Annotated in this window: 22 protein-coding genes; 10 read left to right on the top strand and 12 right to left on the bottom strand. The window is 50.0% G+C overall.

Features of this window, described 5'->3' with window-relative positions:
• Both ACM5Q9_RS11730 and ACM5Q9_RS11725 read left to right on the top strand, forming a co-directional pair.
• Nucleotides 1-440, top strand: a 440-nt coding sequence (locus ACM5Q9_RS11730; protein ID WP_418144928.1) for an IS3 family transposase, incomplete at its 5' end; no start/stop codon positions are given.
• Nucleotides 441-754: 314 nt separating this feature from the next.
• Nucleotides 755-1,063, top strand: coding sequence for a hypothetical protein (locus tag ACM5Q9_RS11725; RefSeq protein ID WP_418144927.1), 309 nt, complete (start codon nt 755-757; stop codon nt 1,061-1,063).
• Nucleotides 1,064-1,131: 68 nt separating this feature from the next.
• Here ACM5Q9_RS11725 and ACM5Q9_RS11720 read toward each other — a convergent pair whose 3' ends face one another.
• From ACM5Q9_RS11720 to ACM5Q9_RS11705, 4 genes are read right to left on the bottom strand one after another with little or no spacing between them, the layout of a single operon-like run.
• Entirely contained in the window at nt 1,132-2,106 is a 975-nt protein-coding gene (locus ACM5Q9_RS11720; RefSeq protein WP_418144926.1) for a Bug family tripartite tricarboxylate transporter substrate binding protein, read from the bottom strand.
• Nucleotides 2,107-2,155: 49 nt separating this feature from the next.
• Entirely contained in the window at nt 2,156-2,353 is a 198-nt protein-coding gene (locus ACM5Q9_RS11715; RefSeq protein ID WP_418144925.1) for a DUF2783 domain-containing protein, read from the bottom strand.
• Entirely contained in the window at nt 2,350-3,981 is a 1,632-nt protein-coding gene (locus ACM5Q9_RS11710) for an FAD-dependent monooxygenase (protein ID WP_418144924.1), read from the bottom strand. Before ACM5Q9_RS11710 ends, ACM5Q9_RS11715 begins: the two co-directional genes overlap by 4 nt.
• Nucleotides 3,982-4,040: 59 nt before the next feature.
• Nucleotides 4,041-4,994, bottom strand: coding sequence for an MBL fold metallo-hydrolase (locus tag ACM5Q9_RS11705; protein WP_418144923.1), 954 nt, complete (start codon nt 4,992-4,994; stop codon nt 4,041-4,043).
• Between the two features lie 270 nt (nt 4,995-5,264).
• Here ACM5Q9_RS11705 and ACM5Q9_RS11700 point away from each other — a divergent pair, with 270 nt between their 5' ends.
• Entirely contained in the window at nt 5,265-6,077 is an 813-nt protein-coding gene (locus ACM5Q9_RS11700) for a helix-turn-helix transcriptional regulator (RefSeq protein ID WP_418144922.1), read from the top strand.
• A 91-nt stretch (nt 6,078-6,168) separates the two neighbouring features.
• On the top strand, nt 6,169-6,939 hold the full coding sequence (locus ACM5Q9_RS11695; RefSeq protein WP_418144921.1) for an IclR family transcriptional regulator: 771 nt from the start codon (nt 6,169-6,171) through the stop codon (nt 6,937-6,939).
• Nucleotides 6,940-7,015: 76 nt separating this feature from the next.
• On the opposite strand, the gene ACM5Q9_RS11690 is transcribed toward ACM5Q9_RS11695, so the two are convergent.
• Together ACM5Q9_RS11690 and ACM5Q9_RS11685 are read right to left on the bottom strand one after the other, a co-directional pair.
• On the bottom strand, nt 7,016-7,210 hold the full coding sequence (locus ACM5Q9_RS11690; protein ID WP_418144920.1) for a DUF2783 domain-containing protein: 195 nt from the start codon (nt 7,208-7,210) through the stop codon (nt 7,016-7,018).
• Nucleotides 7,211-7,220: 10 nt separating this feature from the next.
• Nucleotides 7,221-8,912, bottom strand: coding sequence for an FAD-dependent monooxygenase (locus ACM5Q9_RS11685; RefSeq protein WP_418144919.1), 1,692 nt, complete (start codon nt 8,910-8,912; stop codon nt 7,221-7,223).
• Between the two features lie 262 nt (nt 8,913-9,174).
• On the opposite strand from ACM5Q9_RS11685, the gene ACM5Q9_RS11680 reads away from it, so the two are divergent.
• The 4 genes from ACM5Q9_RS11680 to ACM5Q9_RS11665 all read left to right on the top strand — a co-directional run bounded on the left by ACM5Q9_RS11680 (nt 9,175) and on the right by ACM5Q9_RS11665 (nt 13,080).
• Entirely contained in the window at nt 9,175-9,711 is a 537-nt protein-coding gene (locus ACM5Q9_RS11680) for a VOC family protein (RefSeq protein WP_418144918.1), read from the top strand.
• A gap of 44 nt (nt 9,712-9,755) precedes the next feature.
• Nucleotides 9,756-10,919 carry an alpha/beta hydrolase gene (locus ACM5Q9_RS11675; protein WP_418144917.1) on the top strand — a complete coding sequence of 388 codons (1,164 nt, stop codon included), beginning with the start codon at nt 9,756-9,758 and terminating at the stop codon, nt 10,917-10,919.
• Nucleotides 10,920-10,975: 56 nt separating this feature from the next.
• On the top strand, nt 10,976-11,983 hold the full coding sequence (locus ACM5Q9_RS11670) for a Bug family tripartite tricarboxylate transporter substrate binding protein (protein ID WP_418144916.1): 1,008 nt from the start codon (nt 10,976-10,978) through the stop codon (nt 11,981-11,983).
• Between the two features lie 92 nt (nt 11,984-12,075).
• The gene (locus ACM5Q9_RS11665) at nt 12,076-13,080 is read left to right on the top strand and encodes a sigma-54 interaction domain-containing protein (RefSeq protein ID WP_418144915.1); all 1,005 of its coding nucleotides are present in this window, start codon (nt 12,076-12,078) and stop codon (nt 13,078-13,080) included.
• 17 nt (nt 13,081-13,097) lie between these two features.
• On the opposite strand, the gene ACM5Q9_RS11660 is transcribed toward ACM5Q9_RS11665, so the two are convergent.
• The 3 genes from ACM5Q9_RS11660 to ACM5Q9_RS11650 are packed head-to-tail and all read right to left on the bottom strand — an operon-like array spanning nt 13,098 to nt 15,810.
• Nucleotides 13,098-14,054 carry a tripartite tricarboxylate transporter substrate binding protein gene (locus ACM5Q9_RS11660; protein WP_418144914.1) on the bottom strand — a complete coding sequence of 319 codons (957 nt, stop codon included), beginning with the start codon at nt 14,052-14,054 and terminating at the stop codon, nt 13,098-13,100.
• A gap of 59 nt (nt 14,055-14,113) precedes the next feature.
• Nucleotides 14,114-14,434 carry a DUF4387 domain-containing protein gene (locus ACM5Q9_RS11655; RefSeq protein WP_418144913.1) on the bottom strand — a complete coding sequence of 107 codons (321 nt, stop codon included), beginning with the start codon at nt 14,432-14,434 and terminating at the stop codon, nt 14,114-14,116.
• Nucleotides 14,435-14,448: 14 nt separating this feature from the next.
• Nucleotides 14,449-15,810 carry an acyclic terpene utilization AtuA family protein gene (locus tag ACM5Q9_RS11650; RefSeq protein WP_418144912.1) on the bottom strand — a complete coding sequence of 454 codons (1,362 nt, stop codon included), beginning with the start codon at nt 15,808-15,810 and terminating at the stop codon, nt 14,449-14,451.
• A 484-nt stretch (nt 15,811-16,294) separates the two neighbouring features.
• Here ACM5Q9_RS11650 and ACM5Q9_RS11645 point away from each other — a divergent pair, with 484 nt between their 5' ends.
• Both ACM5Q9_RS11645 and ACM5Q9_RS11640 read left to right on the top strand, forming a co-directional pair.
• A complete protein-coding gene (locus ACM5Q9_RS11645; RefSeq protein WP_418144911.1) occupies nt 16,295-17,272 on the top strand; it encodes a tripartite tricarboxylate transporter substrate binding protein in 978 nt (325 codons plus the stop codon).
• Nucleotides 17,273-17,335: 63 nt separating this feature from the next.
• The gene (locus ACM5Q9_RS11640) at nt 17,336-18,202 is read left to right on the top strand and encodes an isocitrate lyase/PEP mutase family protein (protein ID WP_418144910.1); all 867 of its coding nucleotides are present in this window, start codon (nt 17,336-17,338) and stop codon (nt 18,200-18,202) included.
• A gap of 63 nt (nt 18,203-18,265) precedes the next feature.
• Here ACM5Q9_RS11640 and ACM5Q9_RS11635 read toward each other — a convergent pair whose 3' ends face one another.
• Genes ACM5Q9_RS11635 through ACM5Q9_RS11625 form a run of 3 tightly spaced genes read right to left on the bottom strand, consistent with a single transcriptional unit; the run spans nt 18,266 to nt 21,464 of the window.
• Complete coding sequence (locus tag ACM5Q9_RS11635) at nt 18,266-19,081, bottom strand: HpcH/HpaI aldolase/citrate lyase family protein (RefSeq protein ID WP_418144909.1); 816 nt, start codon at nt 19,079-19,081, stop codon at nt 18,266-18,268.
• A gap of 20 nt (nt 19,082-19,101) precedes the next feature.
• Entirely contained in the window at nt 19,102-20,301 is a 1,200-nt protein-coding gene (locus ACM5Q9_RS11630; RefSeq protein ID WP_418144908.1) for a CaiB/BaiF CoA transferase family protein, read from the bottom strand.
• Nucleotides 20,298-21,464, bottom strand: coding sequence for an acyl-CoA dehydrogenase family protein (locus ACM5Q9_RS11625; protein WP_418144907.1), 1,167 nt, complete (start codon nt 21,462-21,464; stop codon nt 20,298-20,300). Before ACM5Q9_RS11625 ends, ACM5Q9_RS11630 begins: the two co-directional genes overlap by 4 nt.
• Between the last annotated feature and the right edge of the window lie 9 nt (nt 21,465-21,473).

Below are 21,473 nucleotides of genomic sequence, written 5' to 3'. Positions count from 1 at the left end.
CAAAGCTGTATCTTTCGACCATCCTGGACTTGTCCAATCGTGAAATTGTGGCCTGGCAGATGACACAGCGCCCGGTCTTGCTGTTGGTGACCGACATGCTGGAAAAAGCCTTGGCCCGGCTTAAACCGTCTGAAAAGCCGATCCTGCATTCGGATCAAGGCTGGCACTATCAACATGCCCGTTATCGGAAAATGCTGGCAGATCGGGGTATCGTGCAAAGCATGTCCAGGAAAGGAAACTGCCTGGACAATGCGGCCATGGAAAGCTTCTTTGGCATACTGAAGTCCGAGTTCTTCCATTTAAACCACTTCGATAATATCGAACAGCTGGAGGCGGGGATTGAGGAGTACATTCACTACTATAATCACACGCGTATCAAGCTCAAATTAAATGGCCTGAGTCCGGTACAATACCGAACTCAAGTTTTAGAAGCTGCCTAGTTTTTTTAACTGTCCAACTTTAGGGGGTCAGTTCAGAGCATGGGAACCAGAAATTCCAACGATCTAGACTCGCAGACTCGCACAGACTCGTTCCCACGCTCTGCGTCACTGCCATTAAGTTAAGCATTTTTTGAGATAATAAGCGGATTTGATTGATCGTTGAACATGGCTAAAAAAAGCAGGTAATTGAAATTACCCAAGAGCGGCTTGAAGCGAATGGCTTCAAGTACCGTCACCGGCAGAGCGACAAAGCGTTCACGCGGGAGCGTCGCCTGTCCTTCGCGTTGCTGGTGGTGTTGATCATGAGGAATAGCGTGAAATCGTTACAAAACGTCGTCAATGAGGCGATGACGTGGCAGGAGCAGCCACCCGTGACTGCCAGCGCTTATTCGCAGGCGCGGTATAAACTGAAACACACCGCCTTTATCGAACTTAACCAGGACGCCGTCGTGCAAACGCAGTACAGTGATGGTGATTACCTGCGCTTTTGGGGTTTCCGGGTACTGGCGATTGATGGTTCCAGGATCACACTCCCGGACAATCAAGCCATGCGTGAAGAATTCGGCACCATTGCCTGGGCGAACGGCCTTATGCCCAGGCCTCGGTGTTGTACGATGTACTGAACCGGGTCGGCCTGGAATCGCTACTGACCGACACGACGCAGACCATGCTGGATACCAAAGCCTCTCTATCACTCAATCCTGATATTACGATCCTTGATCAAGTCGCCCCAGCGCTTGGTTTCATCACTAATGAAATTGGTAAATTCCTTGGGTGATGAGGCGGTTACGTTAATGCCGGCTTCACTCAATTTTTCTACAATCTCAGGATCTTTAATGACTTCGGCATAAGCGTTGGCAAGCTTGTCAATAATCTCATCGGGCGTGCCCTTTCTAACAGACAGTCCAAACCAGGACTCCATTTCAAAATCCTTGATGCCTGACTCAGCAATGGTTGGTACTTCGGGAAATTCTTTTACGCGATTTTTTCCTGCGACGGCAATGGCGTTCAAGTTACCCGCTTTAATATGATTTCTAACTGCAGCCCGGTCTGAAAGCATCAGGTCTATTTCGCCCGACAGCAAATCCTGCACGGCCGGTGATGCCCCTTTATAGGCAATAGGCGTCATTTCCAGACCTGATTTCATGGCAAACAATTCCATGCCCAAATGATGTGGCGTACCAATCCCTGGTACCCCGTACGTCATTTTATGATCTGATTTTTTAATCATATTAACCAGCTCATCCAGGTTTTTAATATTATGCTTTTTAGGATTAACCACCAACATATAGTCATAAGTACCTGCTTTGCTTACCGGAGACAAATCTTTTACCGGGTCATACGTCAGATTACTCCGAAGATGACTGTTCACGGAATGAATGCTTACTTCCGACAGCAATACGGTATAGCCATCAGCAGGCATAGACCGGCCAACGTTCGCAGCACCAATCGCACCCGAAGCGCCCGGGCGATTATCAACCACAATAGATTGACCCAGGATTTTCCCCATGGGCTGCGCCACCGTCCTGGCAAACACATCATTGCCACCACCGGGTGCAAAGGGCACAACCAGCCTGATGGATTGCGTTGGATAATCAGCCTGGGCCTGCACACCCATTGGCAACAAACAACATCCACTTAACAGCACTCCGGCCAGTCTCTTCATATTCATTACCTTATTGATCATGTTCATTTTCCTTCCTCCTCCAAACTGTTCAGGCTGCCGACTCGGGCACACGGGCCGCAAGCGCAATGCATTCTGACAACACTTTTTGATTGCCAATCTGATTGGCAAGTATAAATACAAGCCGGGCATTCAACGCCTCACTTGCCTGCCGATCCAGATCTTGATGTGCATGAGCCAGTTCGTCATAAAACTGGTCCGGTTTCTCTAGCTGGCTTGATGTTTTCATTGAAGCTCCCCCTGTTCCACATAATTGATGCGACGCTTGATCTCATTAAGCGCAGCACTATCCATCTGTTTAAAACGTGCCAAAACATGCAAATCTGGCCTTAAAATCACGACAGAACCGTCTTTGACACCCAATGTCTCTGCCATTTTTCCATCCGGGTCAACAATACTGTCCGGATCTGTTTGCCCTATATGCAGCACTTTAAACAAGGCATTGTTAACCAGTTGGTTTAATGCTTCACGGGAGGTTGAAATGGCAATAAGCTGGCCATCTACCGCATAATCCACCAGCTTTTGTTGCTGGCCATTTTTTAACAAAATCGAAAAATTGGGTATGGATTCTCCTTCATCCACACTTAAATCCGACCCTTGGTAACTGAAGGCTGTTGACAGCCTGCCGGTATTGATCATGGTTTGTGCAAATTCACAGTTTTTAGCCAGTGCAATCACCGCATTGCGCAATACCCGCTGCCCGTCACTTTGCGGTGACAGAAAGCGTACGCTTCGGGTCGCCAAATCCGTGTTATGAATGGCCGCCGGTCTTCTTTCCTGGGAATAGCTCTGCAATAGGGTCTCACTGGCCAGCCCCCTAAGCACCAGGGCCAGTTTCCAGCCAAGGTTATCGGCATCCTGAATGCCACTGTTACCCCCACGGGCGCCCAGTGGTGGAAAAACGTGTGCCGAATCACCGGCAAACAGCACCCGATGATGTCTGAAATCATCCAACAAATGGGTCCGGCTTGCCCAAGGACCTACCCAAACCAGTTCAAAGGGCTCATCATTGCCCAGGAGTTTTTTAACCCGTTCTTCACACACATCAGGACGACTAATGTACTCGACATCCGAATCCAGTTTCATTTGAAAATCAATCCGCCAAACGCCATCAGCCATGGGGTGCTGCCAAACCGCACGGCCGTCATTCACCGGCGATTCCACCCAGGTCCAGCGCTCTAGCGGCATCTCTTTTTTAAAGCGGATATCTGAAATACACCAGCGCTCGGTGCCTTTTTCCGGGAAGGTTTCCAGGCCCAGCTTCTCACGCACCCCACTGGCCAGGCCGCTGCAATCCACCAGCCACTCGGCTTCCAGCCAATAAGAGCCATCGGGGGTTTCCACTTCAAGGCGGGTATGCGTTTCGTCGGCAATCACGTCTTTGACGCGGTTCATCCAGCGGATTTCCCCCACGTTCAATTCGTTGATCCGGTCCACCAGAAACCACTCTATATAAAATTGCTGGATATTCAGAAAAGGCGGCTGGCATGATTGAGAATCTTTGGCCGCATCAAATTCATAAATAATATCTTTGTCACCCACCAGGGATTTACCCACTGACCAAGCAACGCCTTTCTCGGCAATTTTGTCATAAATGCCCAACCGGTCAAATATCTCCAGGGATTTTTGTGCATAAACAATCCCCCGGCTGGAAGCGCCTTTGACCCCAACCGTATTGTCTTCATCCAGCAAAACAAAGGCAATGCCGCGGGTTGACAAATCAGCCGCCAGGGTCAGGCCAGCCAACCCGCCGCCTACAATGACGACCGGATAGCGTTGCGCTGTTTGATCAAAATCAGCCGGCCGGCGATACTCAAACCGGGGCAACTGATAGCCCGATACATTTTCTTCTATCATCTTTCTTGTCTCCTTGTACTTTTAATTCCGCATTTTGGCTACATGTACCATGTGTTTTTTTACGCTGTCTGGTGCACGTTACGCCAAAGCTCCTTGTCACGCTCCGCCGTCCAGATACGAGGCTCTTCTATCCCCCTAACCTCATCAAAAGCCCTTGAAATACTGAACGGAATACAATGTTCAAATATAAACCAATGTCCATATTTCTCTTTCAGTCGTGGATAGGCATAATCAAAGGCTTCTTTCAGTTCACCCAGCGCGGCACCCTCTTTGGTAATTTCATAAACATCCGCCAGGTATTGATCCATTTCATCAAACGCTTCCGCACAGTTATCTGTCCCGCGAATCGCCACACCGCGACCGGGCACCAAGGTTTCCGGCCCCAGGTTTCTAATTGCGCGCAACGACTCACGCCATTCTTTCAGGTAAGCATCGCCGCAGTAAGGGGTAGAACGGTAGTCAATTGCGTCGCCACCAAACATGATTTTGTATTTCGGGATCCAGACAACCGTATCGCCTTTGGTATGCCCTTTACCCAAATGCAAGACCTGCACTTCCAGGTCATCCATAAAAACCTGCAATTTGTTTTCAAAAACAAGGGTTGGCCAAGTCAGGCCAGGAATCGAATCCACGCCCCTGAACAGGCGAGGAAACCGCTCATACTCACTGTCATAATCCTGTTGCCCGCGTTCCTTGATCAAGTCAAAAGTGCCTTGGCTGGCAATAATCGCTTCGGCCCCATACGCCGATGCCCCCAGGGTGCGTACGGCATGGTAATGCGATAAAACCACATATTTGAACGGGGCGTCAGAGACTTCCCTGATTTTGTCAATCACTGGCTGGGCCATATCAGGTGTAGCCGTTGTATCTACCACCATGATGCCGCTCTTGCCAATAATGACCAGCACATTAGGGTCACCTTCTGCGGTAGCGGCATAAATGTTCGGCGCAATGGCCTCAAAATATAATTGTTGGTCTTTGGTGTCTGCCGTTGATGCGAATGCAACTGTCATGTCTGATTCCTCCTTGTGTTTGTGTATTGGCGGAAGTATGGTTTATTTCCCGTCATTCTGCTGTCACATAAGCTTGTGACAAGCCCGGTTTCAGACAGCAGCAAACAGGTGTTTTCACGGCTGAAACCAGCCGTTACTTTTAATCTGCAAAAAGATAGGGAAAGCTCTATTCATTTACATCAAGACACGCTATAAAATATTGTTTTAAAAAAACAAACCATTAATAATAAATAGGTAATTGGGGACTTTTACGTGTTAGCCAAACCGGTAATGCAAAATAGAATTTCATCCTGTGAATACACAGACTCAAGCTGGTTACGCTTTGCAAGACATGAACTGCCGGGGCTGGTTGCGCAAATTGGGGACAAGCATTTCATTTCGGCAGTAATGGGTGCCATCAGCCGCTCCGTAACCACGGTTGATGTCTGTTCGCTGTTTCATTATGACACTGCCAACAACCCCAGCAATTTTGGTACTGCCAGCCGTGTTTCCAATGAAATCACCCGGCTCACCGCAGAGCGCTACGCCTCTGGCCTGGGTTTGCACGATCCCATGCGTCTGGAAATAAACAATGTGCTTTCCACCAATCCGGTGGGGGTGTTTCATTTGTTCAGGGAACGCATCAACTATGCGCCTTACCGTGAATTATGCTTTAACTTGACCGGGACACTTGAGCGCCTGTCAATTTTATGCCGGGATGACCGGTCCTGTTATGCCATAAGTTTTTACCGTACCCAGCATTCAGGTTCCCTGTTCAACCGCAACGAAGTCAATGCACTGTCATCCCTGTCGGAAATCCTGTCAAGCCTGGTCCTGAAGCATGTCAATGTTTCAAATCTGTCACCCGTGATTTTCAAGAAATCAATGACAGAAGAAATCTTACGCAAGCTGCATGACAGGGCCAACAATTTATCATCACGGGAAGCCGAAATCTGCACGCTGATCATGCTTGGCCACAACTCGGAATCCATCAGCCTTAAACTGGATTTATCGCTCAACACTATCCTCACTTACCGTAAAAGAGCTTATACAAAATTGAATATCAACTCCCAAAACGAGTTATTCCGTATTTGCCTTGATTAGTTTATAGTTTAAAAAACGGCCTGATCACTGTATAGTTTGTCTTTGTGCCTGCCCAGACCGTATCAGGCTCAAGACCGGGCTGTTTATTTTTATGACCAAATTTTCACGTATTGTCGATGTCCTTGATCTGTTTTCCGAAACAGACACGCTCTTAACCGCAGAAGAAATTGCCGAAAAACTGCAGGTTTCAAGACCAACCGCCTTTCGTTATGCAAAAGAACTGAATGCCGCCGGTTTCCTGGCCAATTATTCAGGGCGCTACTCATTGGGCGCACGGATCATTACCCTTGACTACCGGATCCGGCGGGCCGATCCGGTCCTAAAAATTGCCGAAAAAACCCTGCGGCAGATTTCTGATGAAACCGGTTGCGATTCCATTTTTTGCCGCATGTATAACGATGAAATCATCAATGTCCACCACGAGGCCAGCAATAACCCGGTCGGTGTGTCGTTCGGACGTGGCAGGCCCTTGCCTTTATTCAAAGGCTCAGCCAGCAAGGTCCTGCTGGCTTTGCTGCCAGCCACCAAACTGCACAAGCTTTATGAAAAAAACAGCCATTTGCCCGAAGTGCAGGAAATTGCCCCAGAATGGCCCACCTTCAAACGCTACTTTGCCAATATCCGCAAGGCAGGGTTTTATATTTCCATGACTGAAATTGACGAAGAAGTGGTTGGGATTGCCGTGCCGGTTTATGACAAGGGTATCGGCATCGTGGGCGCCATTTCGCTGGTCATGTCCAGCGAACGCCTGCAAATGATCAATCCGCAAGGCATTGTGGCCGCCTTGAAGCAAAAGGCACAAGACATAGCCACCCAGTTGATACAACTGGATGGCCAAACAACGCCACCGTCTGCAAGCTGAAAAACCCTGCCATGCAAGGCAGGGAAAGCTTGATATTCTTCCTCGCCCTGAAGGGCGAAGTTTGCCGCTTAACCGATCAAAGGTCTTTTTGGGCGATACTGATATGTTCTCGCAGTATTTCCGCATTGCCAATCGCTTTGGCATTTAGCAATACCAGCTTGACCAGAAACAGTTCAATTTTTTCCGCGTCCACTTCATCAATGGCGGTTGCCACCAGATCGTAAACGGTTTCCAGCGTATCAATCGGCAAGGTTTGATTCTGTTCAGACATAAAGGACTCCTTATTGAGGTAATGCAGTGTTCAGGGCAGTTTGCAGGCGCAAGGCATCAAGGTTGATCCAGCGTGCGCAAATATGCTGGTCTGGCCGTAACAGGTAGGCCGTACCACTGGCATTAACCCCATAGCGTTCACGGATCGCACCAGTAGCGTCATTCAGGGTTTGGTCAACACCTTCGATGTGCTGTCCGCTGCCAATGCCCGTCACATTCAACGGCATGCCTTTGGCACGCGCTGCCCGGATAACTTCCTGCAAAGACTCGGGCAGGCTGGCTTGTTGGGTGAAGTAAAGCAGTTCGAATCCACCGCCCAGATGATCCAGCAAATAATCGTCATCACCCAACTTCACATTCAGCGGTGGTGCACCATGTGCCGGCCCGGCCTGGAACAAGGCATTATCGTCACCCTGACAGTTCAGGGCAGAATTCGTGTACTCATGGGGTCGCGACGTACGCCAGTGATACAGTGGCCGCACAAATTCCTGGGTCAGTGACAGGGAAAGCACCGCATCGCGCAGCAAGCGAAAACCATGGCTGGGCGGTGTCATGAAGCGTGTGCTTTTACCTCCTTCGTCAATAATTTCCCTGGCCGCAGTCACCCTTTCACGACTGTAATTATCCAGCAGTGTTTTGCCAGCCAGTCCTTTGACCACAAATGCCAGATGCCAGCCCAGGGATTGGCCATCCTGAAAACCGGTATTGGCGCCACGAACGCCAAAAATAGGTAGCAAATGCGCCGCATCACCCGTAAACAGGATATTGCCGCAAACGTAATCCGGTAAGGTCAGGGTGCGGGCGGAATACACCGAACACCAGTCCAGCTCCCAGGGTTTGCCGGCATGCCCGATCATGGCCAGTTGGGCATTGATACGCGACTCAATGGATTCCGGCTTCAAGGCCTCTTCAGGATCTTCTCCCTCGGGGAGCTGGTAGTCGATACGCCAAATACCATGGGGCTCACGATGCATCAGAATGGTATTACCCGGATTCCAGTCAGGGGCAAAATAAGCCAATCTTTCGGTGGGCAGGGGCAGGTCTATTTTAATGTCGGCAATCACGAACTTGCCTTCATAAGAAGTGCCTTCCATTGTCAGGCCCAACCCCGCACGAATGCCCGAACGGCCGCCATCTGCGGCAACCAGCCATTGCGTTTCCAGTGTATAGGTGCCTTCCGGCGTATCCACTTCCACCTCAACGTAACCGTCTTTCTGCGCAACGCCAATGACCTTGTTGCCCCAGCGAAAATCAATCAAGGGGTTCGCCTTGCAGGCATCATGCAGGAACTCCTCCATGTATTGCTGCTGCACGTTGATTAGGGGATAAAAGCGGTCATTGCTATCATGCGGCGCTTCAAGCCGGAAAACACGTTGTCCGCGGTAATAGGAGTTGCCAAACCGCCAGGGCAAGCCCGCTTCTGTCATGCGTTCGGCTACCCCCGCCTGTTGCAGGATTTCCATCGAACGGCGGGTAAATGCCAGGGCACGGCTGCCTTCGGACACCTGCTGTTCGGCAGTAAGCACAACACAAGACACGCCATGCCGTGCCAGCTCTAGCGCGGTTACCATGCCCGATGGCCCGGCACCCACAATCACCACTTGATGACGTGATTGTGGACCATGTTCCGAGGCTAGCCAGGGTTGATAAACCTGATAGTTATAGTAAAGGGAAAAGCGTGGTTCAGTTGATGGTGTATGCATTATTGCTCCTCACAGTAATAATTTTTATAAATAATATCAAATTCTGATACTTTTGCAATATATTTTGGAAAAATAATCATGTAATGACTGAATACATAATTCAAAATGAATTTTCAGACGGGTTTATGACGGTGAAACATGAATTTTTCAAATTTTTTTTCTATTTATAAGGGTTTTCTCTATTCAAATAATCCAAAAATAATATAAAGTATCAATAACTGACACTTTTATTAATTTAAATCAATGACAAGAGGAGACTTTCATGCAAACCAACCGCTTTGAAACCATACAGCGCTTGCATCACTTTGCATGGCGCTGCAAAGATGCTGAAGAAACACGCGCTTTTTACGAGGATATCCTGGGCTTACCCCTAACTCACTTGATCCGGGCAGATAATGTCCCCAGCACAGGCGAGCATTGCCCTTATGTACATCTTTTTTTCCGCCTCGATGACGGCTCTACGATTGCTTTTTTTGATTTGGGCGATGATCAGACTGCCCTACCATCACCCAACACGCCAGCCTGGGTCAACCATTTGGCACTTAAGGTAGAATCTTTAGAAGTACTTGAACGCGCCAAAGCGAAACTGGAAGCGGCCGGCATCCAAGTCCTGGGCATCACCAACCACGGCTTTGTACAATCCATTTACTTCTTTGACCCGAATGGCATCCGGCTTGAGTTAACGGTTGACATGAAGCCCGAGAATTTATCCCAAGAAAAACTGCAATCGGTTCATGAACAGCTTGACAGCTGGACACGAGAAAAAGCCCAAATCCGCCAACAGGCCGGCAGACAATAAACACAAGACAGAACATCCATGATTTAAAAGGCATGAACAACTTTATGAAACATGAAATTGAACAAAAGTGGATACACGTAAGCTACAAGGAAACCAGCAAGTTCACCGAAACTTATGGTTTCGTAGGTAGCCAGGGCACCGTGAATCTAGAGGGCGTCTTGATCCGGCCGCGGAATCACCAAAGCAAAACCATTTTCCTCATGATGCACCCCAGTTCTACCCTGCAACTGCTTCCCCTTCCCAATGCCATGGCGGTTGCCGGTTATCCGGTGCTTTGCATGGGCAGCCGCTACGTTAAAAATGATTCACCCCTGATCTATGAAAAAGTCTTGCTGGACCTGGGTGCCTGTGTCCGTTACGCCAAAGAGCAACTGGGCTTTGAGAAAGTGGTGTTACTGGGTTGGTCGGGTGGCGGCTCCCTGGCGCTGTTTTTTCAATCCCAGGCCCAGAACCCTACCATTACCCACACGCCGGCTGGTGATGTGATTGATATCAAATCTGCAGGCCTGATACCTGCCGATGGCATGGTGCTGGAAGCCGCCCATCGTGCCCGGGCACGCTGCCTTGTCGATTGGATAGACCCATCCGTAATTGACGAACACAACCCCGACAGGCGCAACCCCGAATTTGACCTGTATTCCCCTAACTTGGCCGTACAACCCCCGTACCCGCAAGACTGGTTGCTGGCTTACCGGGAGGCGCAATTGGCACGCGTACGCCGAATTACCGACTGGGTACAGGACACCCTGGAAACCCTGAAAAAACGCAATACGGCGGAAATTGAACGGTGTTTTGTGACCCATCGCACCATGGCCGAACCCCGTTTTCTTGACGGCAGCATAGACCCCAATGATCGGGTCATCGGGCAGTGCTATATGGGTATCCCCGAAACGGTCAATACCGGTCCGGTGGGCCTGGCCCGTTTTTCTACCCTGCGATCCTGGTTATCGCAATGGTCTATTGACCATTCCAGGGCAGACGGTGAATCTTGCGCCAAACAGGTTACGGTACCCTTGCTAGCCATCGAACACAGTGCAGATGATGCCGTTCCGCAACGCGACATAGGCCTGATGTACCAGGCCTGCGGCAGCGTTGACAAGGAAATGCATTGCATCAAGGGCGCGAATCATTACTTTAAAGGCCAGCCAGAGCAACTTGCTTCGGCCGTTACCTTAATTACCGACTGGACCCAAAAACATGGCTGGTAAGCAAACAAGCTTGCGCACCATTTTATTTTTATAAAAAAACCGGAGACTTTTTCATTATGTCACATTCAACCTTCTTTACCCGTTCCCGTTTTGGCCCCCTGGTTCGCAACCTGTTCGCTGGCATGACTTTACTGCTTGCCCAGCAAACACAAATGGCGGTTGCCCAGGAATACCCGCAAAAAACCATCAAATGGATTGTGCCGTACGGCGCAGGTGGCGCCTCTGATATTCTGGCGCGCATCCTGGGCGAGCAAGTCGGCAACGAGCTCAAGCAACAGATCATTATCGAAAACCGACCCGGCGCCGGTGGCACGATCGGTACGGCCGCACTGGCCAAAGCCGCCCCAGATGGCTATACCCTGGCAACCGCCGATAACAGCACACTGTTCAATAACTGGCATCTTTTCAATAACTTGAATTACAAGCAGAGTGATTTTGAGTATGTGGCAACAACGGTGCACCTGCCTTTATTGTTGATCGTCAATACAGAAAGCAATGTCAACAATTACCAGGAATGGCTGGAGTGGGTCAAGCAAAGTCCGAACAAGATCAGTTATGCCTCTCCCGGCATCGGATCGCCCCATCATATTGCCATGGAAACCTTAAGTGACCGGGAAAACATCAACATGGTCCACGTTCCCTACCGGGGTGATGCGGCCGCCATGACTGATCTTGTTGGTGGCCAAATCCAAACTGCCCTGGTTGGCGTTGCCAATGCCCGGCAATACCAGAACGACCCTCGGGTGCGCTTTCTGGCGGTTACCTGGCCGTCACGTTTAAGCAGCATGCCCAATGTGCCAACGTTCGAAGAACTGGGTGTAAAAGATTTCAGGGGGAGCGCGGAACAGGGCATTATCATGCCGGCAGGCGTACCCAAAGAGATTGTCAATCGCTGGAACGCTGAGATAACAAAAGCACTTGAAATACCTGCCGTCCGTGAAAAACTGGAGGTCCTGGGCATGTACCCGGTAGCGTCCACACCGGAAGCCTTCAAGTCTTATGTTGATGAGCGGGCCAAACAGGCAGGGGAAATCATCAAGAAAAGTGGTATCACGGTTAATTGACGGCGCTTATGCGGCCAGCTTGGTGATTGCTATCCAAAGGCTTGAGACTATAATGTCATTTCCCCGTCTCACGCTCATTTGAGGATTTCGGCATGCCAAACCCCACACAGGTTAATGAGATAATTGGCAACCATCCTTCCATGGTTGAATTAAAAAACCTGATCACCAAGGTGGCCCGCAGCAAAGTCAGCACGGTCCTGATCTACGGCGAAACCGGCACCGGCAAGGGGCTGGTTGCACGCACGCTTCATGAACAATCCAGCCGCGCCAGTCACCTCTTTACGGAAATCAATTGCGCCGCCATTCCTGGCAACCTGCTCGAGTCTGAACTATTCGGACACGAACGGGGCTCATTCACCGGTGCGGTCGATAAAAAAATGGGGTTATTGGAAGTCTCCAACGGTGGCACCGTGTTTCTGGATGAGATACGTGAACTTGACCCTATTATGCAGGCCAAAATCCTGACCTTACTGGACAGCCGCCGTTTCCGGCGCATTGGCTCGGTGCAGGAGCAGTCTACCGACCTGCGCTTTATTGCCGCCACCAACAAGATACTGCTGAATGAAGTGTCGGCCGGCAAGTTTCGGGATGATCTTTATTATCGGCTCCAGGTGGTTTCCATCAACATTCCTCCTTTACGGGAGCGCGGAGACGATGTCTTTGTACTGGTAGACCGTTTCCTGAAAAAATACAATGCCCTGCATGATGCTCATTTCACGGAAATAAGCACCGCCGTCAAGGAAATTTTCCAACAATACCGTTGGCCAGGCAATGTCCGTGAGCTTGGCAATTTACTGGAGCGGATTTGTATTCTAGAGGAAGGGGAAGTCATTACTGAAAAACACTTGCCATCTCGTATTATCCGGGAGGCAAAAGGACAAAACACCCTGAGCCCAGAGAGTACGGCAGGCGACACCAGTCATGATGACGCCATGACAAGCAATGATTATTTCGAACAGACCGCCCGCTTCCAGAAGTCGCTTATTTTGCAGGCCTTGAAACGCAGTGCTGGCAACCAGACTCTGGCTGCCAGCATTCTGGGCATATCCCGTCATACCTTACGTCACCAACTGTCCAAGCTTGGAATAACGCCCTGAACCCACAGAAAACAACATCAGTTGGCCTGGATCTGGTGTTCGTCTGCCAGTTTTTTCCATCGCTCAAGATCACTCACCACGCGTTGGGCAAACTCATCACTAGTCATGGCTGACGGAACAGTCCCATCCATTTCAAGCAAGCGCGCCAACTGTTCTGACTGACTGATTTCGTTAAGGGCCTTATTTAAAGTCTTAATAAATGTAGTCGATGTACCTGCGGGTGCAAAAATCCCCACCCAAATATCCACATCATAGCCCGGCAGTGTTTGTGAGGCAGGCGGCAAATCAGGAAACGCAGCATGCACTGCCGGTGCAGTAGTCGCCAGCAACTTTACCTTCCCGGTGGGCAGCAATGGCGCCAAAGAACTATAGTTGGCCAGCATAATATCCAGCCGTTCTCCAGCAAGGTCAGAAGCCGCATTGGCAGCGCCTTTATACGGCACATGCGTCATTTTAACATCGGCCAAATCCCCCATTAATGTCGTGGCCAAGTGCGCCAGTGAGCCAATCCCTGATGATCCATAATTGACTGCCCCGGGATTCATGCGGGCATTATTAATGACATCAGACAATGAGGCATAAGGCTTCTTCGAGGGAACGGCAATCACCAATGGTCCCTGCCCGATCATGGCGACAGGCGTAAAGCTCTTGATGGGATCATAGGGCAAAGACGGTTGCGTGGCCGCGGTCGTGACAAATGTAGACGAGGTGAGCAGCAAAGTGGAACCGTCATTGGGCGCCTTGGCCACATGGTTTGATCCAATGACCCCTGCTGCACCCGCCCTGTTTTCCACAATCACAGGGCGCTTGAGTTTGTCAGAAAGTAACGGCGCAATAACACGGGCAATGGAATCATTGCTGGCCCCGGTGGAAAAAGGCACCACAATGGTGATGGGTGACTCTGCATTTGCCTGGGAAGCCAGCAAAAATACAGAGCTTAAGATAAGTGTTGCTTTACTGATGAAGTATTTCATGGTTGTCTCTTTAATATTAGCTAATTATAGATTACGTAATTTGAATGAAATTTCATTCATTAAAGCTCAACGGGTAACTCCAGCAATGGCGCGTATTGCTGTGCGCCAAAAATATCGCCATCACCCGCCGAGCCGCTGGGTCTTTGACGGTATATCGTGAATTTGATCGCCAGACCCGGATCGTACTCAACAAAATCCGAAATACGCTCATCAGAAATATTGTACAAATCACATACTGTCTGTCTGGAAAGCGCTCCTGATTTTTTAACTGCCTGATAGGTTTCCTGATCCCTGAAGATGATATCAAACGTGATTTTATTGACACCGGCATTTTTGCTGCGAATGGTTTTGGCTAATTGGTTCAGTTTATAGCTTGTCATGATAAGGCTCCTTGTTATACGCCAGCGGTAATCATATTGGTTGGGAAAAGTTCAAGCACATCATCAACAGGCATGGTGTGGTTAAGTGTCCAGCGATAGGCGGCACTGGCTTCAACCACCTCATCCAACGGGAAGGATACCGAGCCTGCGGTGCCTTTGACATCAGGCAAGCGGGCATAAAACATCTGGCGCAGACCGATCAATGTCAGCTCTTCCGCCATTTCACGCGTTGGTGCAACGCCCTGTACCAGGACACCCACTTCATGTCCTGTCTGATGCCGTAATGGTTCCAGCGCTCCCATCACACCGTCACGGCCATATACGCTGTAATGCAGCTGATAACCCTCATTACCAAACCGCTCTTGTACTTTTTCTCTGGCCCAACCAATGACGCGGTCTATATTGGCAATGGTATAAGGATCGCGAACGCCACAAAACCCGATGAACCGCTCTCCCACTTTTCCTGAACCTTCCAGTTTTACGCGAATCTGCTGCGCAGGTTCAAAACGTGAGCCCGTAATGCGGGTGGTCTTCTCTGTGAGCTGTTCATAATGGCAATCAGTCATATCCAGTCTGCCACCCGCAAAGAACTCTTCGAAAGGGTTTGAACGCTCATACATGGCATGACCGGCTACCGAAGCAATCGTGCAACGCTGCTCCGGGTGCATGGCGGTCACCTGGACATCTTCATGGGAAATTTCACCCATTACCGTTTCCTTGCCACCATATGGCTCAGCACAAAACGATGCACATTCCAGGACCTTACCTAGGTAGTAGGCCTTGTCCTCTGGAAAGCCCTTGAAAATCGCTGGTGAAGCAAAGACTGCCGCATCGGAACTTCTTCCGCCAATAATGACATCAGCCCCCTGCTCCAGAAGCTTGATATAGGGATGTACCCCCGCGACGGCCACGATACGGTCAGTGGCATCCAGTTCAGCTTCTGTCAGGTCATCAAAACCATCCAGGCCGGTCACACTGTTCCCATTACGGATTTTCAGGCGTACCGTTTCCTTATCCACTTCGGAATAAAAATAGCCGAGTGTGAATTTGGGCAAGTTGTGTTTTTCCGCCAGTTCCTGAATAATGCGGACATACATATCAACCCGGCTGTTAGAGCCGGTATCGCCCGCTGAACCGATAATCATGGGAACGCCCAGCCGGCGCGAAGCCAATAGCATTTCTTCCAGGTCATGCTTCTGCCATGCCTCGGGACTGGTGGAGGTATCAGAACCCAAAGGCACGGGGCCAACATCATCACTGCCGGAATCCGCCGCAATAAAATCCGGCGCCGCCTGAACGCCAATATGAAAACTTTCAGTTCTCAACGGGGCAAAACCCAGATGACCGTTAGGACAAATAATCTTCATCGATTTCATGTTTCTACTCTCTTGTATGACATTAAAAATTTACGCATCCGCGTAATCCATACTACATACAGCAAGATACATGCCAATTTTCATGAATTGAAAAAATCGTTTGATATCAATGAGTTAATCAATCAAGCGTTATTTCTTTATTTTTTAATGTGCGCAATTTTCACGCTATAATGCGCGTAAATAACGCATTAGTCATCTTTTGCAAGCTACCCGATACTCGTTACCACGCTCCCGCGTGGTAACGCCTGCCAACCAGCCATTAAAAAACTCACCTTGATCTACATCACGCAAGTAAATAATTATTTCTTGACAGACAATTCATTCTCCTTTAAATTTGTCCGTACATTACGAACATACGTACAAATATAATAATTCTTATAAGACATCCAACAAAGCAGCACTCCAAAGGATGCCCAACCCTCTGTATTGCCACCCATTCCAGGGTGATCCCAATACCACAAAAAAACTTTATTCAGGAGACAAAATGAAGCAAACTCATACACGGCTATTTTCTTTGATTCTTATGGGTACATGCGCTGCTGTTGCCACACCAGCCCTGGCCGCAGACCCTTACCCCGCACAACCCATCACCCTGGTCGTCCCCTACTCGGCCGGTGGTGGTACAGACATTATTGCCCGGCATCTTAGCGACCGACTTTCCAAAGTATTCAAGCAACCGGTCATTGTTGAAAACAAACCAGGTGCCAATGGCATTATCGGGACCCGTTCAGTCGCCACATCAAAACCGGACGGCTACACCTACGCCCTGGTGGTCAACAGCCACCTGATCAACCCCTTGGTCACCAAAGACATTCCTTACGACACATTCAAGGATTTCATCGGTGTCACCATGGTTGCCCGCTCTCCCCTGGCGTTTTTAAGCAGCACCAAACTGGAGGCCAAAAACATTAATGATTTCCTGGCTCTGGCTAAAAAACCCGGCAATAAATTTGCCTATGGCAGCTCCGAAAACATGACCCGTCTGGTTGGGGATATGTTCAATCACTACAATAAACTGAACATGATCAGCGTCCCCTATAAAGGCGGGGCACCGCTCATGGCTGATGTGGCCGGTGGCGTGACCAGCATGGCCACAGGCAGCTTGCTGTCCTCCAGTGCTTATGTGCAATCGGGCAAAATCACTCCACTGGCGGTAACCGGCCAGTCCAGAACCCAAATGTGGCCAGATGTTCCCACCATGGCAGAACTGGGCTTTAAAGAGTTTGACAACGTCTACGTGACTTACAGCATTTTTGCTCCCGCCAAAACACCCAAGCCTTTGCTGGACAGCATGCAACAAGCCGTGGCCCAGGTCATTAACCAGCCCGATATGAAAGAGATCCTGCAAAAACAGGCTGCCGAACCCGTGGGTGATTCGGTTGAAAATTTCAATGAACAGGTCAAAAAAGATTTTGAACTATGGCGCAACCTGGCGGTGGCCATTGACTTGAAACCCGTTTGATTCATTCCTGCTTAAACCCTAAACACACAGGCCTTGAGCGCACACAAGGCCTGACGGATTGCCATGAATAATGAAAAAAACAAGCTGAAAAAAATACTTGCCCCGGGAAAACTGGTGATTGCCCCCGGTGTGTATGACCTGATTTCCGTCAAGATCGCCAGCCAAATGAACTTTGACTGCCTTTACATGACGGGGTACGGAACCGTAGCTTCTTATCTGGGCTTACCGGATGCCGGACTTGCCACCATGACCGACATGAACAACCGGGTATCCGCCTTTTGCAATGCCACCAGCAAACCGGTGATTTGTGATGGGGACACCGGTTATGGCGGCTTGCTGAACGTGGCCCATACCGTTCGCGCCTATGAAAAATCGGGCGCGGCGGCTATCCAGCTTGAAGACCAGGAGTTTCCTAAAAAATGCGGCCATACGCCCGGACGACGGGTGATTCCTGCCGCCGACATGGTCAAGAAAATCAAGGTGGCCGTCGATGCCCGCTCAAACCCCGATTTTCTGATTATTGCCCGCACCGATGCCCGAACCAGTCTAGGACTGGATGAAGCCTTGCGCCGGGGCGAACAATATGCCCGGGCGGGTGCAGACATCATTTTTATCGAGTCGCCTGAAAATGAAGAGGAGATGTGGAAAATTGCCAAAACCATTGAAAAGCCCCTGCTGATCAATCTGGTGGAAACCGGCCGCACCCCCATTCTGCCTGCGGCTACATTACAGGAAATGGGCTACGCCATTGCGATTTATCCTGCACTCGGCTTTCTGGCCGCGGGTAAAGCATTGCACAATGCATATCAGCATCTCGCCACCACGCATACCTCAGCCGGACTAGAGTCCATGCTGTACGATTTTTCCGATTTCAATCATCTGATTGGCTTTCCTGAAGTTTGGGAATTTGACAAAAAATATGCTGGGTAATACCTCTTCTGGCCAACAAAAAAGGAAGCTTAAGCTTCCTTTTTTATTCATGAGCCCTACCAGTCAAGTCGCGGCAAGGATACGCTGCGCCCGAATAAACAAAGGTTTGTCCAACAGTTTTCCTTCCAGGGCAAAAGCACCCAGTCCGAATTTTTCAACTCCTTCCAATACCCTTTTGGCCCAATCAATTTCTTTGGCAGAAGGTGCATAGCCCTCATTCACCGTATCAACCTGGGCAGGGTGAATACACAGCTTGGCGCCAAAACCATAGCGGCGTGAACGCCCGACATCAGCTTTCAGGACATCCAGATTCCTGAAATCTACCGTTACCCCATCCACCGGTTTGGCAATGCCTGCCAAGCGGGATTGCAAGACCAGGGAAGAACGCACATAATCCAGTTCTTCATGGTCCCCCTCTATCCCGGCATCAATGGCAAAATCAACAGAACCAAATGCCAGCCGGGATACGCGAGTGGCCTCACCCAATTGGCGGGCATTGTCCCAGCCCTGTACGGTTTCAATCAGGGGGATGATTTCCTGTTGACCCTCAAGACTGGCAGCCAGTTGCTCAAGGGCATTGACACTTTGCGCCTTGGGCAACATGACGCCCTTGAATTTACCCGTTGCCAGCAACGCCACATCACTGCCATACCAGCTTGTATCAACATCATTCACCCGCAACATGAGCCGGTCTGTGAAATGGCGGGTGTCAGTATTTTCAAGCCACTGCCTGATGCCTTCCCGGGCATTGTCTTTGGCGTCGGGCGCCACGGCATCTTCAAGATCCAGAATGACCATTCCTGCATGCGTGCCCAGTGCTTTTTCAAACCGCTCAGGGCGGTCACCCGGAACGAACAGATAGCTTTTTGCCGTCGGCATTATATTCCTCCTGCCCTCGCCTAGATTACATGCTCTTCTTTAAACGAACGGATTTCCTGCTCGCTATAACCCACCTCGGACAACAGTTCTTCATTATGTTCTCCCATGGCTGGCGCTGCCTTAAGCGGATGTGCCCCCACCCGAACAGGTGACGCAATACTGCGCACCTTCCTGCCAGCATGCTCTACTTCTAGAATGCGTTCCTGTTCCTGGATGAAGTCATTATCCAGCGCTTGCGCCACGTCATAAACCGGTGCAGCAGGCACTTTTCCAGCAAATGCTTTCATCCATTCTTCGGTGGTGCGTGTTGTCAGCACTGCTTCCAGCTCTTCTTTCAGCGCATCCCTGTTTTTAAGGCGATCCGGGAACCGTTGATACTCAGGACGATTGATCCACTCTGGCCGTTCAATGGCCACGCAAAGGGTGCCCCAGAATTTTTCCTTGTTGCACATCAGGAAAACCCAGCCGTCTTGCGTGCGGTACAACTGGCTTGGTGTTAACGATGGATGGCTTGAAAAAGGCTCGCGTTTCAGGGAGAATCCTTCGTTCAGGTACCAAACACCCACATAGGCAAGGTTATGGATGGCGACATCATACAGGCTGACGTCAATATCTCGTCCTTTGCCGGTTTCACGGGCGCCAACCAAACCCGCCAGCATTCCCATGGCAGCAGTGGTTCCCGTCATCAGGTCAATAATAGACAGGCCCATGCGGCTGGGCGGCCCGTCGGGCTCTCCTGTCAAGGACAGATAGCCCGCCTCGGCCTGCATCAGGTAATCGTAGCCAGGCCAGGATTTTCTGGAACCCTCACGTCCGTAAGCAGACAAGTGTGCACACACGATTTTTTCATTGTACTGCTTCAGGTCTTCGTAGGTGAGACCCAGTTTTTCGGGCAAGTCACCACGCAGATTATTGAAAACAATGTCGGCATTTTTCAGCAAACGGTGAAAAATTTCCTTGCCCTGTTCAGACTTCAAATTAAGCGTGATGCTTTTCTTGTTTCGGTTGAAGGCCTGATAGAAATGGCTGTCATTTTCACCAAAGTAATACGGGCCCACATGGCGGCCAACATCTCCGCCATCCGCCTGGTTTTCAATCTTGATGACTTCGGCGCCCAGATCCGCCAGGTGCTGGGTACCGAATGGACCTGCCCCGTATTGCTCGACCGCAATAATGCGCACGCCCTTCAGGGGCAAACTGTTTAATGCGTTCTGGTTCATACCTTGTTTCTCTCTATCATTTGTTTGGCGATAATAATGCGCTGCATTTCATTGGTGCCTTCACCAATCAGCAATAAAGGTGCATCACGGTACAGTCGTTCAACGTTGTATTCTTTGGAATAGCCATAACCACCAAAAATGCGCATGGCTTCCAGCGAGTTCTCCATGCCGGCTTCGGTGGCAAAGTACTTGGCCATCCCGGCTTCGGCATCACAGCGCTCGCCCCTGTCATAGGCTGCCGCAGCGGCATAAACCAGCAGGCGGGCCGCTTCGGTACGTGTAGCCATTTCACCCAATTTAAGCTGAATCGCCTGATGCTCACAAATGGGTTTGCCAAATGTTTTGCGAATTTGCGAATACTGCAAGGCTTCTTCCAATGCAGCCTGCGCCACACCCAACCCACGGGCAGCCACGTTGATACGGCCCAGCTCAAGGCCGTTCAGCACATGCTGCAAACCTCTGCCTTCAACACCACCAATCAGGCAAGACTCATCAACCTCGTAGTCATCGAAGTTCAGCGAGCAGGTATCAATACCCTTGTAGCCCAGTTTGGGCAGTTTCCGGTTAACAATGAAGCCCTTGCCTTTTTCAGCAATGAAAAGGCTCATGCCTTTATGCCTTGGAGTAGCTTCCGGATCTGTTTTAACCAGCAATGCCAGGCAGTTGCCATACATGCTGTTGGTGATCCACATTTTTGAACCGTTAATAATGTATTTGTTACCCTGCTTACGCGCAACCGTGCGAATAGCCTGCAAATCGGTGCCACAATCAGGCTCGGTCAGGCCAACGCCCCCACGCAGTTCACCGGTGGCAAAGCGTGGCAGGTATTTGCGTTTTTGTTCTTCCGTGCCGTTTTTCTGCACGGCCATGGCCATGATCAGGTGCGAGTTGATAATGCCTGAAATGGACATCCATACCTTGGACATTCTTTCAATGATCTTGGAGTAGGTCTGGGTAGACAAACCCAGGCCACCGTATTCCTGGTCAATAATACAGCCAAACAGGCCCATGTCCTTCATTTTTTCAACGATTTCTTCAGGGTAGATATCGTCATGCTCCAGCTGGTGCACATGCGGGGCCACTTCTGACGCCAGAAATTTATCCAGCATATCCAGAATCAACTGTTCTTGTTCAACATCGTGGTTATTGCTATCTTTGCTCATCTTGTTCTC

The organism is Advenella sp. RU8, assembly GCF_048381675.1.
Lineage (GTDB): Bacteria > Pseudomonadota > Gammaproteobacteria > Burkholderiales > Burkholderiaceae_B > Advenella.
The sequence above is the reverse complement of the archived record's forward strand: the minus strand, read 5'-3'. Positions and strand labels throughout refer to the sequence as shown.

Excerpts from the sequence above, each read along its gene's own strand:
- ACM5Q9_RS11715 (WP_418144925.1), bottom strand. The coding sequence starts at position 2,353 with ATGAAAACATCAAGCCAGCTAGAGAAACCGGACCAGTTTTATGACGAA.
- ACM5Q9_RS11630 (WP_418144908.1), bottom strand. The coding sequence starts at position 20,301 with ATGAACCAGAACGCATTAAACAGTTTGCCCCTGAAGGGCGTGCGCATT.
- ACM5Q9_RS11710 (WP_418144924.1), bottom strand. The coding sequence starts at position 3,981 with ATGATAGAAGAAAATGTATCGGGCTATCAGTTGCCCCGGTTTGAGTAT.
- ACM5Q9_RS11645 (WP_418144911.1), top strand. The coding sequence starts at position 16,295 with ATGAAGCAAACTCATACACGGCTATTTTCTTTGATTCTTATGGGTACA.
- ACM5Q9_RS11660 (WP_418144914.1), bottom strand. The coding sequence starts at position 14,054 with ATGAAATACTTCATCAGTAAAGCAACACTTATCTTAAGCTCTGTATTT.
- ACM5Q9_RS11655 (WP_418144913.1), bottom strand. The coding sequence starts at position 14,434 with ATGACAAGCTATAAACTGAACCAATTAGCCAAAACCATTCGCAGCAAA.
- ACM5Q9_RS11705 (WP_418144923.1), bottom strand. The coding sequence starts at position 4,994 with ATGACAGTTGCATTCGCATCAACGGCAGACACCAAAGACCAACAATTA.
- ACM5Q9_RS11650 (WP_418144912.1), bottom strand. The coding sequence starts at position 15,810 with ATGAAATCGATGAAGATTATTTGTCCTAACGGTCATCTGGGTTTTGCC.
- ACM5Q9_RS11720 (WP_418144926.1), bottom strand. The coding sequence starts at position 2,106 with ATGAAGAGACTGGCCGGAGTGCTGTTAAGTGGATGTTGTTTGTTGCCA.
- ACM5Q9_RS11700 (WP_418144922.1), top strand. The coding sequence starts at position 5,265 with ATGCAAAATAGAATTTCATCCTGTGAATACACAGACTCAAGCTGGTTA.
- ACM5Q9_RS11680 (WP_418144918.1), top strand. The coding sequence starts at position 9,175 with ATGCAAACCAACCGCTTTGAAACCATACAGCGCTTGCATCACTTTGCA.
- ACM5Q9_RS11640 (WP_418144910.1), top strand. The coding sequence starts at position 17,336 with ATGAATAATGAAAAAAACAAGCTGAAAAAAATACTTGCCCCGGGAAAA.
- ACM5Q9_RS11675 (WP_418144917.1), top strand. The coding sequence starts at position 9,756 with ATGAAACATGAAATTGAACAAAAGTGGATACACGTAAGCTACAAGGAA.
- ACM5Q9_RS11690 (WP_418144920.1), bottom strand. The coding sequence starts at position 7,210 with ATGTCTGAACAGAATCAAACCTTGCCGATTGATACGCTGGAAACCGTT.
- ACM5Q9_RS11665 (WP_418144915.1), top strand. The coding sequence starts at position 12,076 with ATGCCAAACCCCACACAGGTTAATGAGATAATTGGCAACCATCCTTCC.
- ACM5Q9_RS11670 (WP_418144916.1), top strand. The coding sequence starts at position 10,976 with ATGTCACATTCAACCTTCTTTACCCGTTCCCGTTTTGGCCCCCTGGTT.
- ACM5Q9_RS11685 (WP_418144919.1), bottom strand. The coding sequence starts at position 8,912 with ATGCATACACCATCAACTGAACCACGCTTTTCCCTTTACTATAACTAT.
- ACM5Q9_RS11625 (WP_418144907.1), bottom strand. The coding sequence starts at position 21,464 with ATGAGCAAAGATAGCAATAACCACGATGTTGAACAAGAACAGTTGATT.
- ACM5Q9_RS11695 (WP_418144921.1), top strand. The coding sequence starts at position 6,169 with ATGACCAAATTTTCACGTATTGTCGATGTCCTTGATCTGTTTTCCGAA.
- ACM5Q9_RS11635 (WP_418144909.1), bottom strand. The coding sequence starts at position 19,081 with ATGCCGACGGCAAAAAGCTATCTGTTCGTTCCGGGTGACCGCCCTGAG.